Consider the following 17226-nt stretch of genomic DNA (forward strand, 5'->3'; position numbering starts at 1 on the left):
GGAGGGTTACTTCTCTTTTATCATCATAACAATCAAAGTAGCAAAACTGATCATCAAAATCAGTGCCTCAAAGATTGTCATCAGCAGCACCTCCTTTCCTTACTGTGACATGATCACAAGGCAAGAAACGAGAAACAGGTGCCAACGCCCTCCCTACTTATGTAGCTATACATATAATACCATAAATTTCACCAGAAACATATGTTCGTCATATTCTTTCACAGTATATTTTTATTTGCCCTTGGCAATAAATACGAAGGCATTTCCTCTCTCAACTTCCATATAAAACTCATCGGCTTATTCCCAGAATGTTTCACGTAATCAGCTGTTCCAAGAAACACAAATGGCGAGGTATAGCCATTCTCCTTCTTATATTCTCTTACAAATAATGCGATTTGTTGTTCTCTTTGGCGATGTTGAATATATCGTTTAGCTGTTTCACTAGTTTCAGATACTCTACTCTGCGTTTGCCAATGAAATAACCGTTCATTTATCGCATAATCATCATATAAGGTTGATGGAGAAAAATCTTTGTCTGATTTATTCAACGTAATAAAGAATATATCGACATTTTTATCCTCAAAATGCTTTACTCCTTCACGAAAAGAAGGTGATTTTTCCTCGTTATAATAATCAAATGCAGCCATTATTTGCGAGGTTGTATACTTACAATGTACTTGTAATGGACATGAAAATGAAAAATCATTTTCGATTTCCATCGTTTCAATAGACTGATATAAATATTCAAAAATCGCAATAATTTCTACTTTAAACTCAGGAACAGAAATAATATTTTGAATCCCTTCTTCAATAGAAGCTAGCCCCTCTTTTTCCGGATATGACTTATAAAAAGTATAAAATAACATGGATAGCATTAATGTTTCTTTATCATCGCTAATCTTCTTTTCTTTCAGATAGGTAAGTATAAAACGAATGAATGTTGGAGAATTTAGGTGAAATAACGATGGAAGCCGGCTAGTAATAAATTTTTCATTGTTACATTCAAATTCCTTACTAACCCCTGCCTCTACCATCATTCTACTGAAACTTCGATTACCGTTTTTTCCATAAAAATCATATAATGATAGATGGTAATGATGAAGAAAATTCGATAAGGTTAAAGCTTTACCAGTATCCTCCGTAAAATACTTCATCTTCGCTATAAGATTAACTTTTGAATTCGCACTGCTTTTAATATTGCGCAAGATATAATTCTTAGCAAGCTTTTCCAGTTGGATAAAACACCCTTTTGGTAAATTGAAAAAACTGTTTTCGACATAATACTGTACGGAGTGTTTTGTTTTCTCTATTAATGCTTTAAATTTCTCCTCAAAATTATAATTTTTATGTGCTTGTCCAACAAAATCCAGTACGGTTAAACATTCCTTCCCTTCGTGTAGTCGTAGACCTCGCCCAAGCTGCTGCAGAAAGACAGTTAAACTCTCCGATGGTCTAAGGAAAAGAATCGTATTTACTTCCGGTATGTCAATTCCTTCATTGTAAAGATCCACAACAAAAATGAATTTAATCTCACCCATCACAAGCTGATCCTGAACATCCTCTCTCAGCTTTGAATTCACATTTCCATATAATGCAACTGATGGTATACCAGATTCATTAAAAAATTCAGCCATATACTTGGCATGTTCGATTGAAACACAGAACCCAAGTCCTTTTACTTGATCAATATCTGTCACATATTTATGGACACTCTTGACAATATTATTGCTTCTTAATGTGTTAGAAGTATAGACATTTTCTAGTTCTCTAATTTCATATCCCCTTCTACTCCACTTTAGCTTGGATAAGTCAACTACATCACTAATGCAAAAATATTGAAACGGACTCAATAATTTTTGATTAATGGCTTCTGTTAATCTCATTTCAGCAGCAATCGTTTCATCAAAATAAGATAAAATATTTTTACCGTCCATGCGTTCAGGGGTTGCGGTAAGGCCCAACAATATTTGAGGTTGATAGTGATCCAATAACTTTTGATACGAATCCGCTGCTGCATGGTGAAACTCATCAATAATGATAAAATCATAAAAATCACTTGTTGTATGTTCATACAATCTTTTGCTATTAAAGCTTTGAATACTAACAAATAAATGCTCCAAAGAATTCGGTTCATGATTCCCTACTAACAAATCACCAAAATTGAAGTCTTTTAAAATAGCACGAAAAGTATCTAAGCTTTGCTTTAAAATTTCTTCGCGATGGGCAACAAATAATAGCCGTGATTGATGTCGATAATCTCGTTTATATCGACGATAATCAAATGCTGCAATAACCGTTTTACCGACACCAGTTGCTGCAACCAATAAGTTTTTCGTTCTACCGTAAATATCCCGCTCCACTTGTAATTTCTCTAAAATTTCTTTTTGATAAAAATAAGGCTGGATATCAAAGGTAAAGTGGATAATGTTTTCATTTTGAAGCTTTGATTTTGATAAAGCTGTTTTTAACATTTGATGGTCTTCTTTATTAGAAGGATCATAGGTTTTAAACTCACGATCGTTCCAATAGCTTTCAAAAGTAGCTTCAAACTTTTTGATAATATCGAACGAATCTTTCTCTGTTACTTTCAAATTCCATTCCAAGCCGGATGTTAAAGCTGGATTGGACAGATTAGAGGATCCTATGTAAGCAGTGCTAAAACCGGTCTCTCTTTTAAAGAGATATGCTTTGGCATGAAGGCGAGTTCTTTCAACGTCATAGGATATCTTCACCTCGGTATTTGGGAGATTACTAAGTTCTTGAATAGCTTTAAAATCGGTTGCCTCCATATAAGAAGTCGTAATTACCCTTAATTTTCCACCCTTATCTGTAAAGGAAATTAGCTCCTCAATAATACATCTTAAGCCGCTCCACTTAATAAAAGAAATAAGCATTTCAATTGAATCCGAACTTCCAATCTCCTTCTTCAATTCACCAAGCATATTAGGTTCATAATTAGACCCTGTAAATAGAGAACTTTGGGATATAGGCGTAACAGGTCTAATCACAGGCGTTTTTTGAAAACTTGAGGTCGTATTGATTCGTGAGTAAAGGGAAGTCAAAACTTCTGCCTCTTCGGATATTTTTAAAGCATCAAATTCCTGATCGCCAAGAGTTTCACTTAAAATGGTGATAATTTCGTTACAGAGATTAATTTGATTGATCAATGCAACCTTATCATCATTTTCACTATCCCTTACAAACTTCAAAGCTCTCCTTGTAACATGGGAAATATAACTAGAAAGCATTTTCCTAGCTTCCTCTACATCCAACGTTTCCTTTCCAATTTCGAAAGATTCATTATGTAGTTGTTCAAGTTCTGTTTTTAATTTTTGAGTGATGATTTCTTCGTATATGCCTTGTTTGAGCACTTGGGGTCACCTCTTAAACTATGAGAGAATCATTTCATCTAACCATATTTTTTGTATATATTAAAAATAACAGAAAATATTGTAAAAGTTAAATAGATGTAATGAAGGCCGGTTTATCTTTTGGAATACCAAATAGCTAGAGCTATTCTTACCGGATTCCACCAAATGATTCGATGTCTGATAAGGTGGTGAAGGTATGCAAATCAATCCCCTTACCAGCCCGCTTTAATTCCACCATTCTTCTCATTAACTCTTTATGCCGAGTACTTTCAAGCTGATCGGGTTGAATAATGGTATCATGAACTAAATAACCCGCCTTCATTAAGCATCCTAGGTACGTTCTTTCCACAACACTATTCATCCTCACCTGCCGTTAGGTCGAGTTCAAATTCTCTCGGAATTGCTCTTCCAAAAGGAAGCGATTCGATTAACTGTCTATACTGTTTTTGTTTCTCATCATATGAAGCCACTTCTTATACGGTAAGTAAAGATTCATTTTCCCAGTTTTTCAGAATCCCCACGATATCATTCAGCTTTCGCTGGTTATTGGCACAAGCAATATTCATGGCTTTTAAAATCATTTTTTTCGGTTGTAAAAAAGAAGAATCATCTAACCAAGATAAAAGATGCAGTTTCGCATATGTGTTCGTTAAACCAAACCCATTAGTGTCCCAAAAGTGGATAATTTCTTTCACATCCTCCATTTTTGGATGACTCTGTAACGGATACACTATGTCTGGATTATTCTCTATACTTAGATAGAAATCTATTTGTTATTTTTGTTTTTCTTTTTCTTTTTGTTTTTGTTTTTCTTTTTGCCCACGTGTCGTAAAACGAGACGATAACGTATCGTCAAATTCCTTACAAAGGTCTTTTTCATCCTCTTTTTTTATCCACCTGTCTTATAACGAGAAGGAAACAAATCGTTAAATTCTATACAGGGATCTTTTTCATCATACTCTTTTTCTTCCGTATCAATGAGCATCCCTTTTTGTTGATAAAAAGCTTCATATAAACTGCGAATCTCTTGCTTATGTATGGATTCTGCAACATATTGTATAAGCGAGTGATCCTCTACCTCTTTCAATTCGGAAAAAATACAATCCATGACCGGTTTTCCGCCTTTTTGGAGGTTCTCTTTCCCCCAGTTCTTGATCGCAAGTTCCCTTGTTTCAGGATTGTAACGAATCAACTGATGATGATCCTCGAAAAAGCCATTTCTTTCTTCGTAATTCGATAGATTCCAATTTGAGTAGTATTCGGATTCGTAAGCAGATAAAGGTAAAAATACTTATCCTCCGGGGTCATCTCCTCCAATACAATCGGATTCTTCCAAAAAACAGTACGTACCATTCTATATTTTGCCATCTTCATTCACTACCCTTTCTTCACATAAAATTAAATATGAGTGTCTTAATTAACATTTTGCAACATTTTCCCAATATGCGAAAACAGCCTTAACTTATATTTAATTAAAATTGAACATGCTCGGTATTTGTCTTATTTTCATAAACTATATATGTGGGTATACACGAGCATTATAAAGGGGGAGATATGATGTCATTTGGTGCTTATCCTTTCAGAGGTTATGGAAGGGGTTATAGGGGCTATGGTCCTCGTATGGGGGGATTTGGTTATTATGGTCCTGGTAGGTTTGGTCTTCTTGGAGGTGGTCTTGGCGCTGGTCTTGGCTTAGCTTTCGGTGGGTTAGGAGCAGTCGGTGGGTTGGCAGGAGCCGCATTTGGTTTACGTGCTGCTGGATTAGGGTTAGGAGCTCGCAGACCATTCTTCTAATAAATAACGAACAGTGCCAGGCATAAAAGGTTCCGTTTTTGAAGTGCATATTATATAAATGGCAATGAAAAATGGCTTGCAAACTAACATCAGTTTGACAAGCCATTTTTACGTTATTTACGTCCCAATTGATATTGATACTGTCTTTAACTAAAGCGCCGATAGCGAGTATTCGGGAGAAAATCTTATTAAACTGAGGGAGTTTAAGTGTATTTTTTTATTATCTCTTCTACACTTTAACATAAATATCCAATTTACTTATTGAGTATTAATCTAGAAATAAGCCTCTAAAAGTGAAATAAGCGCTGATCCTTGCTGCAGTATAGTGCTGACCAAAAGAAAAAGAACTATTAGCAAATTACTTCCCTTTAGCCACCCATGAAGCTGAATACAGATATTTGTAACAACTGATAAAATTATAAGTTATAGAGACCGAGGGCTGTCTGGAAGAGTGTTGGCAAAAATTATATATATAAGCAAATTAGCAGGCAAAAAAATAAATATTAGTCTTACTATAAAAGACGATATACCGAAAAACTCTGCTATCCCTCCACACACTCCAGATAATGACCGATCTGTTGATGATTTTCTTAACTTTTTCTATTCAATGTAAGTTCCCCCTACATATACATTACCATAAAAAAACATATTCATTATATTGATTTCATACTCTGTTATTTTTTCATTTTCCTTCCCTTTTCACAATTCGAAACAAAACGTATACTAATGGATTTTAGTTTATCAAATAATCATCTTGATTCATTTCGTTATCTTGCTATTACATTCTAATAGTCTTATTTTTTCTAATTTATTTAGTTATAGTGTTAGATATCATGAATGTTAGGAGAGATGAAAATGGTCCAAGATATACCAACGAGAATAAAAAGCCTAAATTGGGAATCCATTCAAAACGAATTAGATGAAAACGGATTTGCAAAACTTCCACCTATTTTAACAAAAGATGAATGTGAATCTTTCATGGAGCTTTATAACGAAGAAGAGTCATACAGAACCACCATCAATATGACGAGATACCGCTTTGGGAATGGAGAATATAAATATTTTTCATACCCATTACCTGAAGTCATACAAAGTTTAAGAGAATCATTTTATCCAGAGCTGGCAAAAACCGCAAATAGATGGTTGGATTACTTGAAGAAACCCGCACAATTTCCAGATAACCTTCAAGATTTCTTAAAGATATGTGAAGAATACGAGCAAACAAGACCAACACCTTTAATTCTAAAATATGAAAAGGGTGGGTTTAATTGCTTGCACCAGGATTTATATGGAGACGTATTTTTCCCGTTTCAAGTAGTATTTGTATTAAATCAAAGAGATGAAGATTATACGGGCGGTGAATCCCTATTAGTGGAACAGATCCCACGTGCTCAGAGCAGGGCGCATGTCATTACGTTGGAACAAGGTGGCGCACTTATTTTTCCTACTAACCATAGACCTTCTCTTGGAAAAAAAGGATATTACAAGAATACAGTTCGTCACGGCGTAAGTACGGTTACCTCTGGAGAAAGATATGGTATGGGGATTATTTTTCATGATTCTAAATAAATTTCACTATCTTGCTATTTTATATCTGTCATCATATGTACTAAATTTACAGGGTGTATAATATAAGGAGAGGTGAGGTAAATGTTGAGCAGTGTCAATAGTGGATTTCGAAAGAATCATGATGATGAGTTGATGACAAATGAAAAATGGCAAGCAATTATTAGCAATGATGCTTCGTACAATGATAAATTTTTCTATGCTGTAAAGACCACTGGGATATTTTGCAAAACGTCATGCAAATCTCGCGTTCCTAAAAAGGAAAATGTACGTATCTTTAAAAATGCCGAACAAGCTCTCCAAGCAAATTTCCGCCCCTGTAAACGTTGCAAGCCTACTAATGAGAAATTGCCTGATAGTGAGTGGGTTGCTCTTATCACTGAGTATATTGATAAAAATTTCATTGAAAAACTAACACTAGAAACATTAGCAGATATAGCTCATGGAAGTCCCTATCATTTGCATCGAACGTTTAAAAAGATTACAGGCATTACGCCAGTCGAGTATATACAACAGGTTAGATTAAACGCAGCTAAAGAGTACCTGATTCAAACAAATAAAGCGATTGCGGATATCTCCCTATGTGTAGGAATGCCTAACACGCCCTATTTTATTACTCTATTTAGAAAGAAAACTGGACATACACCAGCACAATATCGTGAATACAAAAGGTCAATGAAATAAACGGAGGAAATTAAAAATGAGATCAGAGAATAAACCAACACTTTATTGGTCTTTGTTAAAGTATAAAGATTGGAATTTCTATATCGCTTCGACATCTAAGGGGCTTGTGTTTGTTGGTTCACAGAACAAACCATTAGAGGAATTGTCTGAATGGGCTATGAAACGCTTTCCGGGAATTCCTCTTGTTGAAGATGGTGAAAAGCTCGAACCTTATACGGTTGAAATCACCCAGTATCTTGAAGGGAAACGGCAAACCTTTACCATCCCTTTTGATTACAATGGGACACCATTCCAGATGGCAGTCTGGAATGCACTTTGCGAGATTCCGTACGGAGAGACAAAGTCCTATTCAGACATAGCAAACGTAATAAACAAACCAGCAGCAGTTCGTGCTGTAGGTACAGCCATCGGAGCTAATCCAGTTTTAATCACTGTTCCATGTCATCGTGTAGTAGGAAAAAATGGAGCGTTAACGGGCTATCGTGGTGGGTTAAAAATGAAGACAAAGCTTTTGGATTTGGAAAGACAGGGTTCATCGAGCAATAAGTAAAATTCCTGTACAATGATTGGAAGCGAGGAGGTTTCCCTATGAAAAGTGAGTTATTCTATAAAAACCCAAAAACCATTCTTAATAAAGGTACAGGATTTCTTTCGGGATATACTCATTCACTAAATCCTTATACAGGCTGTTCATTCGGGTGTTCCTATTGTTATGTACGCCAAATGCCCGTATCTCTTTTTCGAGAAGGCGAATGGGGAAATTGGATTGATGTGAAGAACGGAGCAGCAGCTTTACTCGGTAAAGAACTCCGTAGAGCGAAGGCAAAAGGGAAAGTTACGATTTTTATGTCATCCAGCACTGACCCCTATCAACCCGTCGAACATAAAGAAAAAGTGACGCGATCGTTATTAGAGGTTATGGTAGATGCCCCTCCAGACTTCTTATTAGTGCAGACGAGAAGCCCACTTGTCAGTCGAGATATCGATTTGCTACAGCACTTAAAAGACAGAGTCCGGGTAAGTATAACTATTGAGACGGACTCAGAAACGATACGTAAACATTTTACACCAGAGGCCCCTCCTATTCAGGCACGCTTTAAGGCATTGCAAAAATTAGCAGAGGCAGGAATTCCAACTCAAGTAGCCATAGCCCCTGTATTACCGAGTGGGGAATATTTTCCTGATAAATTGAAACCACTGGTCAATCGGATATGTATTGATGACTACTTTATGGGCGATGGCAGTGGAGGAAAACGTACAAAAAAACTTGGAATTGAAAAAAAATACACGGAACTTAATTTAGAAGAATGGTATGGACCCGAAGCCTATAAGAAAGTGTATGAGAGGTTTTTAGGTATCTTTCCAAAAAAGCAGATTTATGTTAGTCAATCGGGATTCGAGCCGTAAAGATAACAGGAAGTGATTGTATGCGTAAAGATCATAAGGATAGGACTGAAAATGGCAAAAAGACATTCACCCTGATGGGCTCCGATATGCGTCCATATCAAAGTGATACACCAGGAATTTACGGGGGATATAGACGGGGTAAATTATACGGACGATTAGATTGCTCCTCAGCACTTCGAGCCATAGCAGAAGGTGCATATATAAAACACCGTGTATTTTTTGACGATGAACAGACGGCGATCTCGGCGGGTTTCAGGCCGTGTGCCGTTTGCTTACCTGAAAAATATGCAAAGTGGAAGAAAGAGCAAAAGGAAAGGAGGCATAATGAAAATGTATAAAACACAGGCCAATTCAGGCACGCCGTTGTTAAGCCAGTTTATCACATATTCATAAGAATTCGAATGGATATAGGGGCTCTATGAAAACGAGTCCCTATATTTGATGTAATTTGAAGATATATTTATAAGCCAACTTACTTTTTTATCGCCGTTTCATACTACGTATAAGATTTTTGTTTTCTTTATCCACACGATAAGATTCCGTAATTTTTTGCAAGGCTTTATTATATGTAAAATCATCGAGCGTGTTGTTTCTCAAATATTCTATTGTAATATCAGGAATTTTTACATAGCAGATAGATACAGCCCACGCAACCGCCATTTTGGCATAAAACCCTTCATGCTTTACACGATCTAGTAGTTTTAGCACCCTATCGATGTATTCAGTCTCTATATAAAAGTCTAGGAGCATGACTACTCCAAAACGTATGTCATATTCTTTCTCAGATGACAGATATGGCTGTAAAAACTCCCACACACGCTCCTTATTATCTTTTGTAAATTTAAGCCCTGTACAAAAGCTATCACACACGGACCAATTATCAATTTTCGGCACAAAAGCAGCAACATAAGCTAAGCTATCTTCAATATCTGTCTTAACATAACCAATGACCATACCTTGTAGCATGATTTCCTCAAAATATCCATCTTCTGCGGTTTCAAGGTAAGTGCGCCAATCCCCCTTTGTAATTTTTTTTGCTAGTTTACGAAGCTCTGGCAGCCGGACACCTAAAACATTATTAATATTAGGTATAAGAGCTGCTGAAAACTTTTGATAATCTGAATCAATCAGTTCAAAGATTTGTTTTCTAATTGTATTTTCCATTTTGCTCCCCTACTTTTCTTATATCTAACAGTTTCACTATAACTGATTATTTTTTGGGAAAGCAAAAAAATGAATATAAAAGCAAGATATCGAAGTGATTTTATTACTAGAGTAATAATACTAAGTAATTGACTATCGGAAGTCCTCCTTGCAATGTATTATTTCTTTGTTAAAATTCCTTAACGTTGTAAATCCGCATTTACAACGCTAAGCCTATTTTCAAGACGATTCCCCCGTTTTTAACAACGTTAAGAAAGTTTTAGTGGTCTTAAAGAATCTAAGGATACCACTTTCTCCGAATTAAAGTGGTATTCTCCTAGTAAATTAATATGTTCCCACCTTAAAGGTGACATATGGTGCAATAAGTCTTCATTAAAATTAGAATTCGTAATGGAGATTATTTATATTTTGTGCTGAGCGCAACTTTGAATTGGCAGAAAGCAAACATTAAGTGATAAAAATCAAAGCGTCCATCCGTTAAAATTTAATGTATACTTTAAAATGTGAGGTGAAGAAATCGTGACAGACAAAAAAATCACAGTACAATTTACGATGCTGACATTTTGCATAGCCTATCTTGTGTCAGGTGCTTTGATTGCTCTTGGGCAATTCGGATATTCGGTTCACAATTGGGTTCACTCGTTACAGCAATTCGGGATGAATATCCCTTTTGCAATCTATATTTTGTCGCCCGCTATTGCTTCATATATCGTTCTGAAGAAAAATAACAAAATAGCAGGTTTCAAGGAATGGTTGAGAACTGTTTTTTATGCCAAAAATAGTATATCTCTCTATTTGTTCGTTGTTGCAGGACTTGCACTGTATTTTTTGATACATATTGCAGTTTCAGGCCGCACGGAAATGGTGCTTCCATTTTATACGTTCTTCCTTTCCCTGCTTGGTAATCTTATTATCGGTGGCTTGGAGGAAGCTGGATGGATGTACATATTGCAGCCTGAGCTTGACAAAAAATACGGTTTTGTTTTGTCTTCTGTTTTTGTTGGAATCATTTGGAGTTTATGGCATATCCCTCTCTTCTTCATTCCGGGGACGAATCACGGAGAGGGACTCATTAACTTTTGGATGTTTGCAGTTCAACTCATTGCGTTTCGGTTTTTCAACGGGGCAATCTACAAAATATCAGGAAAAGGCCGTGTGTTTATGTGCGTATTATTCCACACCATGTTCAATGCGGCATCCCCCATCTTTGGCACCATGACTATGACTTGGGCGGGAACCATTGCCGCAAATGCTGTGATTGTTCTTGTTTCAATTGTAACCGTTGTGATATACGACAAAAAGAACAGGCGAATAGTATAAGCATAATCCGTGTTCGCCAAATTCCAGTTTTGTTGAATAGCCGATAAAAATATATTAGAGTTATGTAGGGCAAAATAGGAGGAATTTCATGACAAAGCATATTAACAACACTGAATGGGATGCTACATATTTTATAGGTGATTTAAGTGATTTTATGATTGAGATATATTATGGTTATTCCATTAAACCAGCTAATTGAGTAATGGAAATAGCCTAGTTTCTTCGCATTGTACTGAGAAATTAGGCTTTTTAATATTGAAATTTCCTTAACGTTGTAAATGCGGTTTCCTGGCGCTACCCCTTATTCAACTCCTGTTTTTTCTTAAAAGGATATAACTAAATAAATAAAAAAAACTGGTGATTCCAAACAAAAAAAAATTCCTGGAGTCATTAGCATATATAGACTTAAAGGTAAAGACCAAATGAAGGCAATTAGCATTAATAATTTTCTTGATGTAAAAAAGAGATTATTGCTGTAATTGCGGGTAAAACTAACATAAACAAAGTTATTAATGTCGTACTATTATTTGTTTCATTCGAATAAGGATTAAAGAAATTTAATAATAGCCATAAACCAATAGAAATTATTGCAGCGACTAACCCCAAAAAGGATGCCTTTTTTAGCATTTAATTGACACTCCCCCCTCCATTAGTATTTCTGTTTTTAATATACCACATATATCCAATTCTTTATTGACCCATTCAGCCAGTTAGTTTAAGCGAAAACATTCACAATCTTGTTTTACCTTAACAAAATCTAATCCCTTATTGTGTAGAGGCATATCAAAAAGACGCCTTCTTATTAAAGAAAAGCGCCTATTTGTGGAAAACTGAAAAAACTTTAAGATTAAATTTGTGTTGTGTGGCAACTAATAAAAAAGCTGATATACAAAGTTTTCCTCATACTATGCCCCACTTTTGCACGTATCTCGGACATAACCTTTAGACTACTCCTCTTTCAATCACCATATTCGTCGTGTAGGCGCCACCACGTATAAGGCGGGGTTTGCGGCCACCCCTCAGGTGAATCCTCCCAGTCTTCCTGGCGACCGAAGGGTGTCAGGTCGAGGAAATTGAAGTCGGATCTGATCCTGTCGACTCCTCGTGCCGTCGTGTAATAGGTGCGGTAGACGCTGGCGCCATCACAGAGGAAGACACTCAGGCCGAATCCACTGCCCGCACCGCAGTCGACGTTGAAGTTGTCGCCGTTTGAAGAAAACCAGGGCACAGTCCAGCCCATTCGCTTCTTGTAGGGCTCGATCTGTGACAGTGGTGCGGGGGAGACTATAATTAAGGTGGTATCTCGGGCATGCAAATGAGCTAGATGGCCAATGTTATCTACGAAGGACGAGCAGCCCGGGCAATGGTGGTCGGAACCCGGAGCCATCATGAAGTGGTAAACGATGAGCTGGCGACGTCCATTGAAAAGATCAAACAGGCTCGCTTTGCCATTTAGGCCCTCGAAGACGTAATCTTTGTCAATCCGGACCATCGGCAGCCTCCTACGCTCTGCGGCCAGAGCGTCCAATGCACGAGTGAGTTCCTTCTCTTTGATGAGCAACTTTTCGCGAGCAGCCTGCCACTCGTCTTCTGACACGACTTGCGGAAGCACTGATTTGTTCTTTGGCATATGAATTCTCCTCTCTAACTAATTGTAGCTTTGTAAAAAAAGTATAAAATGAAATATGCGAAACTCGTTGATCGAGCATCATAGTTTTTATCTTTTTTAAATAGATTGAGAAAAATATTTAACTTTACCTAGTTTCTAATCACCTATTTTATAAAAAAGTTTAATCAAAAGCACAGCTAACAAAGTGGCAGCGTTTAACGGTGGTCGACTTATTTTTTTATAAAAATGAAATGGTACATCTTTTTTAAAAACGATACAACTTTCTTTTACACCTTCATGATCTGTTCTATGGATTTTCGGATCCATCCCTCCTTGTTATTGTTATTTTGCAATATCCTGCATTATTGATAAGTTTGTTTGTAATTCTAATTCGTTAAAAACAGAAAATTTCCTTCTAAAACAATCTGGAAGTTTAATGGAATAACTTTATTATCACTTAACAGGTTCTTAATCCACAAGAAAAACCAAAACCCCATCTTTATAAAGATAGGAAATTCCGGTTTATTTTTTTTATAAACGGTTCAAATTTTTTATAAACAGTTCAATTTTATTTCAAAGCCAAAACAACAGCTTTCTTAAAAAATAATTTTTAAAAATTAATAATCTTTTTAGCATCTCTTGGTAAAGATTTAATATGTTTTAAATGATCATATACTTTAGAATATCTAGCTTTTTGGTAGTGGAATTTTAGGTTTTTTGAAACATATTCTGCTGTACTGGAAAACAGATCACACATTGAAAACAATGCCCTCCAACAATCTTCATAATTTCCATTGGTATAAGTGGAAAGAAGCTCTTGCCAACTTTTTTGAGAGAGGAAATTATCTAAATATTTACCGTTTTTACCCACGCTTACTAAAAAGTCTGTTTGAATACCTACCTGCCATTCTAACATTTGAATTAGCATTTCTCTAACATTATTAAGATGCTCCTGTGCATAAAGAAATTCTTCTCTCCATAAGCCCTTTGCAACATAATTTGATACCCACCAAAACTCATTGCAACAATCATCGAAAAATTCAGTAGTTGGGCGTTTTACCCAATAATCCTCATCTGTTGGTTCGGAGATTGGAGGAAGTTGATTATCTTTGTCCAATAAAATCTTTGTAAGCTTATCCTCTTTACAATACACGTCTTTTTCATTTACGGGAACTAATAATAAATCAATACGGTTCCCATCAGAAAACTGCATCAAATAAGAGAATCTTCCTCCTAACTCTGGAGGAAACATGGACATAGCTTCGGGCGTTTGCATAATAAGTTGTTCACCAAAAACATTTATCCAACTAGGATCGGATATGAAGGAATCCATATCGGTTACAAGATAAACAATATCATAGTCCTGAAACAAATCTTTTGGAACATTTGGGTTCACTCGCGAGCCATTCATACCAACGCCACGAATTCGTTTATCATTCATAGCGACTTTTAATATTAAATCCATCATTTCTTTTTCAGTTCTCATTTATTAGTCCTCCAATATTATTTTAGTCTTTTGTAAAAAGGAATATTAGGAGGTCCCCTAGATAAATAATAAATTCTATATAAACGTTATAACTTATTGAATGTTATCTTCATTTGTTTTTCCTCCTTAATACTTAAATCGTATTTGTTTGTTTAACATAATATTTTTTCAAAAAGGAACCCTTTATGTCTGGCACTGTTCGTTATTTTTTCAATTTCAAACATATACCTTATTATTTCAGAAAAAGGGATTTCATTTTCAAAAGACCGAAGCCGATTGTCTTATGATAGAAATAACGAGTGCTCTAGGTTAAGTTATAAAACGAAACAGTGGCTTCAGCCATCTTAAGAATCTTATTGTGTAGCTCTTTGGGTTGAATCACCTTCATTTGATTGGCAAACCCTAATATGTATCCCTTTGCCTCGTCTTCTGTATTGAAAAAAAGCTTTACTGTTATCCATCCCTCCTGATTTTTATTGAGAACCTCTTCAATTTGAACAAATCGGTCGGTAAATTGTAACCTCGGTAAAATGGATGACGCAGCCTCTACCAACACTTCATATTTTGGCAAGTTTTCTATAAAGGCTTTTGTTGAAGATCTCCAGTACCCGGCAAGATTAAAATCTTTTGGTCTTTCAAATGTTTCACTAATAGGTTCTGCAGATTTAATCCGTGAAACCCTGTAATTTCGAATTTCATCGCTATCTTTGGCTGCAATAAAGTACCAACGATTCCCCTTTGCGACTAATCCTAGTGGATTTACAATACGTTCATTTGTTTCTCCGTCTGCACGTTCATAATCTATTTTTAATTTGTTTTCATTCCATATGGAATTTTTCAGGACTTCGAAGGTCTCCATTTTTTCATTCCGCTTGCGCCATGCACTCGTGTCAATATGAATTCGGTTCCATACGTCTTTGGCATTTTCACGATAAATTGAAGGAAGCGATGCGATAAGTTTATTTCTTGCTTCTTCAGAAGTACTTGTCATACCTAGATCATCTAGCAATTGTGTAGAAGGAGACACTAATAATGTACGTATTTCAGATTCTTTTAAACCCGTTAAATTTGTCCGATAGCCTTCCAACAATGACCATCCACCATTTTTTCCACGCTCAGCAAAAACCGGGATACCAGTTCCGCTTAATGCTTCCATATCTCGATGGATGGTTCTCTCCGAAACTTCCAATCTCTCCGATAATTCTTTAGCTGTCATTTGTCCTTGTGATTGTAATAAAAGCAAAATAGATAGCAGTCGATCCCCTCTCATGGCACTCACCTTTACGATTGATTTTTTCTTTATTTAATAAAATATGACAAAGGATGTCAAGAATTCTTCTTTATGATAAAAATATCTTGTAAATGAAAGGAATGGAATATATGAAACCATTAGAAGGAAAGGTCGCTCTTGTAACAGGAGGAAGCAGAGGCGCTGGGCGCGGTATTGCCGTCGAATTAGGTAAAGCTGGAGCAACGGTTTATATCACAGGACGTAGTACCAAAGGATTTCCCACAAATGATTGGCCAGGAACGATTGATGATACTGTTTCACAAATTGAAACCTTTGGTGGAACAGGAATAGCAATTCGTTGTGATCATACGAACGATGCAGAAACGGAATCTGTAATCTCCCAAATTCGCAAAGAACAAGGAAAATTAGATATCCTTGTCAATAATGTTTGGGGTGCGCATGATCTCGGAATCGAAGCAAAACCATTTTGGGAATTGCCATTGAAACATTGGGATACGATGTTCACTGCAGGTGTGCGTGCCCAGTTGGCCACAAATCACTTTGCCATTCCGTTGCTTCGTAAAAATAAGCAAGCACTCATCGTTCATACCACTTTTTGGGATGAAGACAAATACACTGGTCAATTTTATTACGATTTAGCCAAGAATTCATTAGTTCGCATGGCATATGGGCTGTCAATTGAATTAAAACAAGATAATATTGCCGTTCTTGCCGTTTCACCTGGTTTTATGAGGACGGAGCTTGTTTTAAAGCATCATAATATAGATGAGGAACATTGGCAGGAAGCTGGAGAGTTAAACAGAACTGAAACCCCCTATTATGTTGGTCGTGGAATAAAAGCTTTGGCTAGTGATCCCAATATAATGGAGAAGAGTGGTCAGGTACTCAGAATTGGTGATTTAGCTAAAGAATATAAGTTCACAGATATAGACGGCCGATTAATTCCGCCATTTACATTATAGAAGTACCTTAAAAAATATGATTGCTAGTACGGACTAAATGGTATAATGTGGGGAGATTACACGTTCAAATAATATTAATGAAGGGAGTTTTACGCAAATGGAGGTAATATTTACTGTAAGTAAATGGGAAGAAAAGCCAGTAGATGATAGTAGAAAAGATTTCCCTATTAATATTGCCCATGTTGAATATGAAATTGACGGTGAATTAAAAGGGAGAGCTTTTGTTGAGTATTTGCTATATTATTTAGAATCGAGTATAAATGATGGTCACTTAGCAACCGCTAAGATTTCCGGTTTTCTACATTTCGAAGGAACTTATAAGGGAAAACAGGGGACATTTACAGCTATAGAGCAAGGAATATTTGATAAAGGGAATCTAGATTCTCCGGCAACAATCATTAAAGCTACCGGTGACTTAAAAAGTTTGACAGGGTCTTATAATTATCAGTTTACAGGTCCAACGAGTAAAATGATTTTAGACTTTGAATTCTAAAAAAACGATCTATTTTTATAAAAAAAGGCATTCCCTTTGCTTAATGGAATGCTTTTTTCTTTAAACTAAGTTGTTTAATAATACCACATTGCCATTACTTTTAATTTGACACTTTTTT

The 17226-nt window shown here is 36.1% G+C and carries 18 protein-coding genes and 2 pseudogenes; 9 read left to right on the forward strand and 11 right to left on the reverse strand.

Annotated elements, in window-relative coordinates; all coding sequences use genetic code 11:
- Positions 1-218: 218 nt before the first annotated feature.
- From ACQKP0_RS20120 to ACQKP0_RS20135, 4 genes and pseudogenes are all read right to left on the reverse strand, one after another.
- Positions 219-3371 carry a DUF3427 domain-containing protein gene (locus ACQKP0_RS20120; RefSeq protein ID WP_427407625.1) on the reverse strand — a complete coding sequence of 1051 codons (3153 nt, stop codon included), beginning with the start codon at positions 3369-3371 and terminating at the stop codon, positions 219-221.
- Between the two features lie 148 nt (positions 3372-3519).
- Complete coding sequence (locus ACQKP0_RS20125) at positions 3520-3732, reverse strand: hypothetical protein (RefSeq protein ID WP_427407626.1); 213 nt, start codon at positions 3730-3732, stop codon at positions 3520-3522.
- 112 nt (positions 3733-3844) lie between these two features.
- The gene (locus ACQKP0_RS20130; protein ID WP_427407627.1) at positions 3845-4075 is read right to left on the reverse strand and encodes a DnaD domain protein; all 231 of its coding nucleotides are present in this window, start codon (positions 4073-4075) and stop codon (positions 3845-3847) included.
- A 338-nt stretch (positions 4076-4413) separates the two neighbouring features.
- Positions 4414-4739: pseudogene (locus ACQKP0_RS20135) on the reverse strand (DNA replication protein DnaD); the annotation flags it as partial.
- A gap of 189 nt (positions 4740-4928) precedes the next feature.
- Here ACQKP0_RS20135 and ACQKP0_RS20140 point away from each other — a divergent pair.
- Positions 4929-5165: a hypothetical protein gene (locus ACQKP0_RS20140; RefSeq protein WP_427407628.1), complete on the forward strand. Its 237-nt coding sequence runs from the start codon at positions 4929-4931 to the stop codon at positions 5163-5165.
- 423 nt (positions 5166-5588) lie between these two features.
- On the opposite strand, the pseudogene ACQKP0_RS20145 reads toward ACQKP0_RS20140, so the two are convergent.
- A pseudogene (locus ACQKP0_RS20145) lies at positions 5589-5765 on the reverse strand (PspC domain-containing protein); the annotation flags it as partial.
- Positions 5766-6020: 255 nt separating this feature from the next.
- On the opposite strand from ACQKP0_RS20145, the gene ACQKP0_RS20150 reads away from it, so the two are divergent.
- From ACQKP0_RS20150 to ACQKP0_RS20170, 5 genes are all read left to right on the forward strand, one after another.
- Complete coding sequence (locus ACQKP0_RS20150) at positions 6021-6734, forward strand: 2OG-Fe(II) oxygenase (RefSeq protein ID WP_427407629.1); 714 nt, start codon at positions 6021-6023, stop codon at positions 6732-6734.
- A gap of 81 nt (positions 6735-6815) precedes the next feature.
- On the forward strand, positions 6816-7415 hold the full coding sequence (locus ACQKP0_RS20155; protein ID WP_427407630.1) for a bifunctional transcriptional activator/DNA repair enzyme AdaA: 600 nt from the start codon (positions 6816-6818) through the stop codon (positions 7413-7415).
- Between the two features lie 16 nt (positions 7416-7431).
- Positions 7432-7965, forward strand: coding sequence for a methylated-DNA--[protein]-cysteine S-methyltransferase (adaB, locus tag ACQKP0_RS20160; RefSeq protein ID WP_427407631.1), 534 nt, complete (start codon positions 7432-7434; stop codon positions 7963-7965).
- 38 nt (positions 7966-8003) lie between these two features.
- Positions 8004-8822, forward strand: a complete 819-nt coding sequence (locus ACQKP0_RS20165; protein ID WP_427407632.1) for a radical SAM protein — start codon at positions 8004-8006, stop codon at positions 8820-8822.
- A 20-nt stretch (positions 8823-8842) separates the two neighbouring features.
- Positions 8843-9160, forward strand: a complete 318-nt coding sequence (locus tag ACQKP0_RS20170; protein ID WP_427407633.1) for an Ada metal-binding domain-containing protein — start codon at positions 8843-8845, stop codon at positions 9158-9160.
- A 142-nt stretch (positions 9161-9302) separates the two neighbouring features.
- Here ACQKP0_RS20170 and ACQKP0_RS20175 read toward each other — a convergent pair whose 3' ends face one another.
- Positions 9303-9986, reverse strand: coding sequence for a DNA alkylation repair protein (locus tag ACQKP0_RS20175; protein WP_427407634.1), 684 nt, complete (start codon positions 9984-9986; stop codon positions 9303-9305).
- Between the two features lie 519 nt (positions 9987-10505).
- Here ACQKP0_RS20175 and ACQKP0_RS20180 point away from each other — a divergent pair.
- Positions 10506-11306 carry a CPBP family intramembrane glutamic endopeptidase gene (locus ACQKP0_RS20180; RefSeq protein WP_427407635.1) on the forward strand — a complete coding sequence of 267 codons (801 nt, stop codon included), beginning with the start codon at positions 10506-10508 and terminating at the stop codon, positions 11304-11306.
- Between the two features lie 438 nt (positions 11307-11744).
- On the opposite strand, the gene ACQKP0_RS20185 is transcribed toward ACQKP0_RS20180, so the two are convergent.
- The 5 genes from ACQKP0_RS20185 to ACQKP0_RS20205 form a co-directional block, all read right to left on the reverse strand.
- Positions 11745-11933 carry a hypothetical protein gene (locus tag ACQKP0_RS20185; protein ID WP_427407636.1) on the reverse strand — a complete coding sequence of 63 codons (189 nt, stop codon included), beginning with the start codon at positions 11931-11933 and terminating at the stop codon, positions 11745-11747.
- Between the two features lie 331 nt (positions 11934-12264).
- Positions 12265-12936: a DUF899 domain-containing protein gene (locus tag ACQKP0_RS20190; RefSeq protein WP_427407637.1), complete on the reverse strand. Its 672-nt coding sequence runs from the start codon at positions 12934-12936 to the stop codon at positions 12265-12267.
- Between the two features lie 135 nt (positions 12937-13071).
- Positions 13072-13242, reverse strand: a complete 171-nt coding sequence (locus tag ACQKP0_RS20195; protein ID WP_427407638.1) for a hypothetical protein — start codon at positions 13240-13242, stop codon at positions 13072-13074.
- A gap of 283 nt (positions 13243-13525) precedes the next feature.
- Positions 13526-14401: an aminoglycoside 6-adenylyltransferase gene (locus ACQKP0_RS20200; RefSeq protein ID WP_427407639.1), complete on the reverse strand. Its 876-nt coding sequence runs from the start codon at positions 14399-14401 to the stop codon at positions 13526-13528.
- A 304-nt stretch (positions 14402-14705) separates the two neighbouring features.
- The gene (locus ACQKP0_RS20205) at positions 14706-15671 is read right to left on the reverse strand and encodes a helix-turn-helix transcriptional regulator (RefSeq protein WP_427407640.1); all 966 of its coding nucleotides are present in this window, start codon (positions 15669-15671) and stop codon (positions 14706-14708) included.
- Positions 15672-15781: 110 nt separating this feature from the next.
- Between ACQKP0_RS20205 and ACQKP0_RS20210 the strand changes: the two genes are divergently transcribed.
- Both ACQKP0_RS20210 and ACQKP0_RS20215 read left to right on the forward strand, forming a co-directional pair.
- The gene (locus tag ACQKP0_RS20210; protein WP_427407683.1) at positions 15782-16615 is read left to right on the forward strand and encodes an SDR family NAD(P)-dependent oxidoreductase; all 834 of its coding nucleotides are present in this window, start codon (positions 15782-15784) and stop codon (positions 16613-16615) included.
- Positions 16616-16712: 97 nt separating this feature from the next.
- On the forward strand, positions 16713-17108 hold the full coding sequence (locus ACQKP0_RS20215) for a DUF3224 domain-containing protein (protein ID WP_427407641.1): 396 nt from the start codon (positions 16713-16715) through the stop codon (positions 17106-17108).
- The last annotated feature ends 118 nt before the right edge of the window (positions 17109-17226 follow it).

The organism is Heyndrickxia sp. NPDC080065 (assembly GCF_050281185.1).
In the GTDB taxonomy this organism is placed as follows: domain Bacteria; phylum Bacillota; class Bacilli; order Bacillales; family Bacillaceae_C; genus Heyndrickxia.

Coding starts and splice junctions, on each gene's coding strand:
- ACQKP0_RS20155 (WP_427407630.1), top strand. CDS start 6,816: ATGTTGAGCAGTGTCAATAGTGGATTTCGAAAGAATCATGATGATGAG.
- ACQKP0_RS20195 (WP_427407638.1), bottom strand. CDS start 13,242: ATGGATCCGAAAATCCATAGAACAGATCATGAAGGTGTAAAAGAAAGT.
- ACQKP0_RS20190 (WP_427407637.1), bottom strand. CDS start 12,936: ATGCCAAAGAACAAATCAGTGCTTCCGCAAGTCGTGTCAGAAGACGAG.
- ACQKP0_RS20125 (WP_427407626.1), bottom strand. CDS start 3,732: ATGAATAGTGTTGTGGAAAGAACGTACCTAGGATGCTTAATGAAGGCG.
- ACQKP0_RS20210 (WP_427407683.1), top strand. CDS start 15,782: ATGAAACCATTAGAAGGAAAGGTCGCTCTTGTAACAGGAGGAAGCAGA.
- ACQKP0_RS20140 (WP_427407628.1), top strand. CDS start 4,929: ATGTCATTTGGTGCTTATCCTTTCAGAGGTTATGGAAGGGGTTATAGG.
- ACQKP0_RS20165 (WP_427407632.1), top strand. CDS start 8,004: ATGAAAAGTGAGTTATTCTATAAAAACCCAAAAACCATTCTTAATAAA.
- ACQKP0_RS20185 (WP_427407636.1), bottom strand. CDS start 11,933: ATGCTAAAAAAGGCATCCTTTTTGGGGTTAGTCGCTGCAATAATTTCT.
- ACQKP0_RS20200 (WP_427407639.1), bottom strand. CDS start 14,401: ATGAGAACTGAAAAAGAAATGATGGATTTAATATTAAAAGTCGCTATG.
- ACQKP0_RS20150 (WP_427407629.1), top strand. CDS start 6,021: ATGGTCCAAGATATACCAACGAGAATAAAAAGCCTAAATTGGGAATCC.
- ACQKP0_RS20175 (WP_427407634.1), bottom strand. CDS start 9,986: ATGGAAAATACAATTAGAAAACAAATCTTTGAACTGATTGATTCAGAT.
- ACQKP0_RS20205 (WP_427407640.1), bottom strand. CDS start 15,671: ATGAGAGGGGATCGACTGCTATCTATTTTGCTTTTATTACAATCACAA.
- adaB (WP_427407631.1), top strand. CDS start 7,432: ATGAGATCAGAGAATAAACCAACACTTTATTGGTCTTTGTTAAAGTAT.
- ACQKP0_RS20170 (WP_427407633.1), top strand. CDS start 8,843: ATGCGTAAAGATCATAAGGATAGGACTGAAAATGGCAAAAAGACATTC.
- ACQKP0_RS20215 (WP_427407641.1), top strand. CDS start 16,713: ATGGAGGTAATATTTACTGTAAGTAAATGGGAAGAAAAGCCAGTAGAT.
- ACQKP0_RS20130 (WP_427407627.1), bottom strand. CDS start 4,075: ATGGAGGATGTGAAAGAAATTATCCACTTTTGGGACACTAATGGGTTT.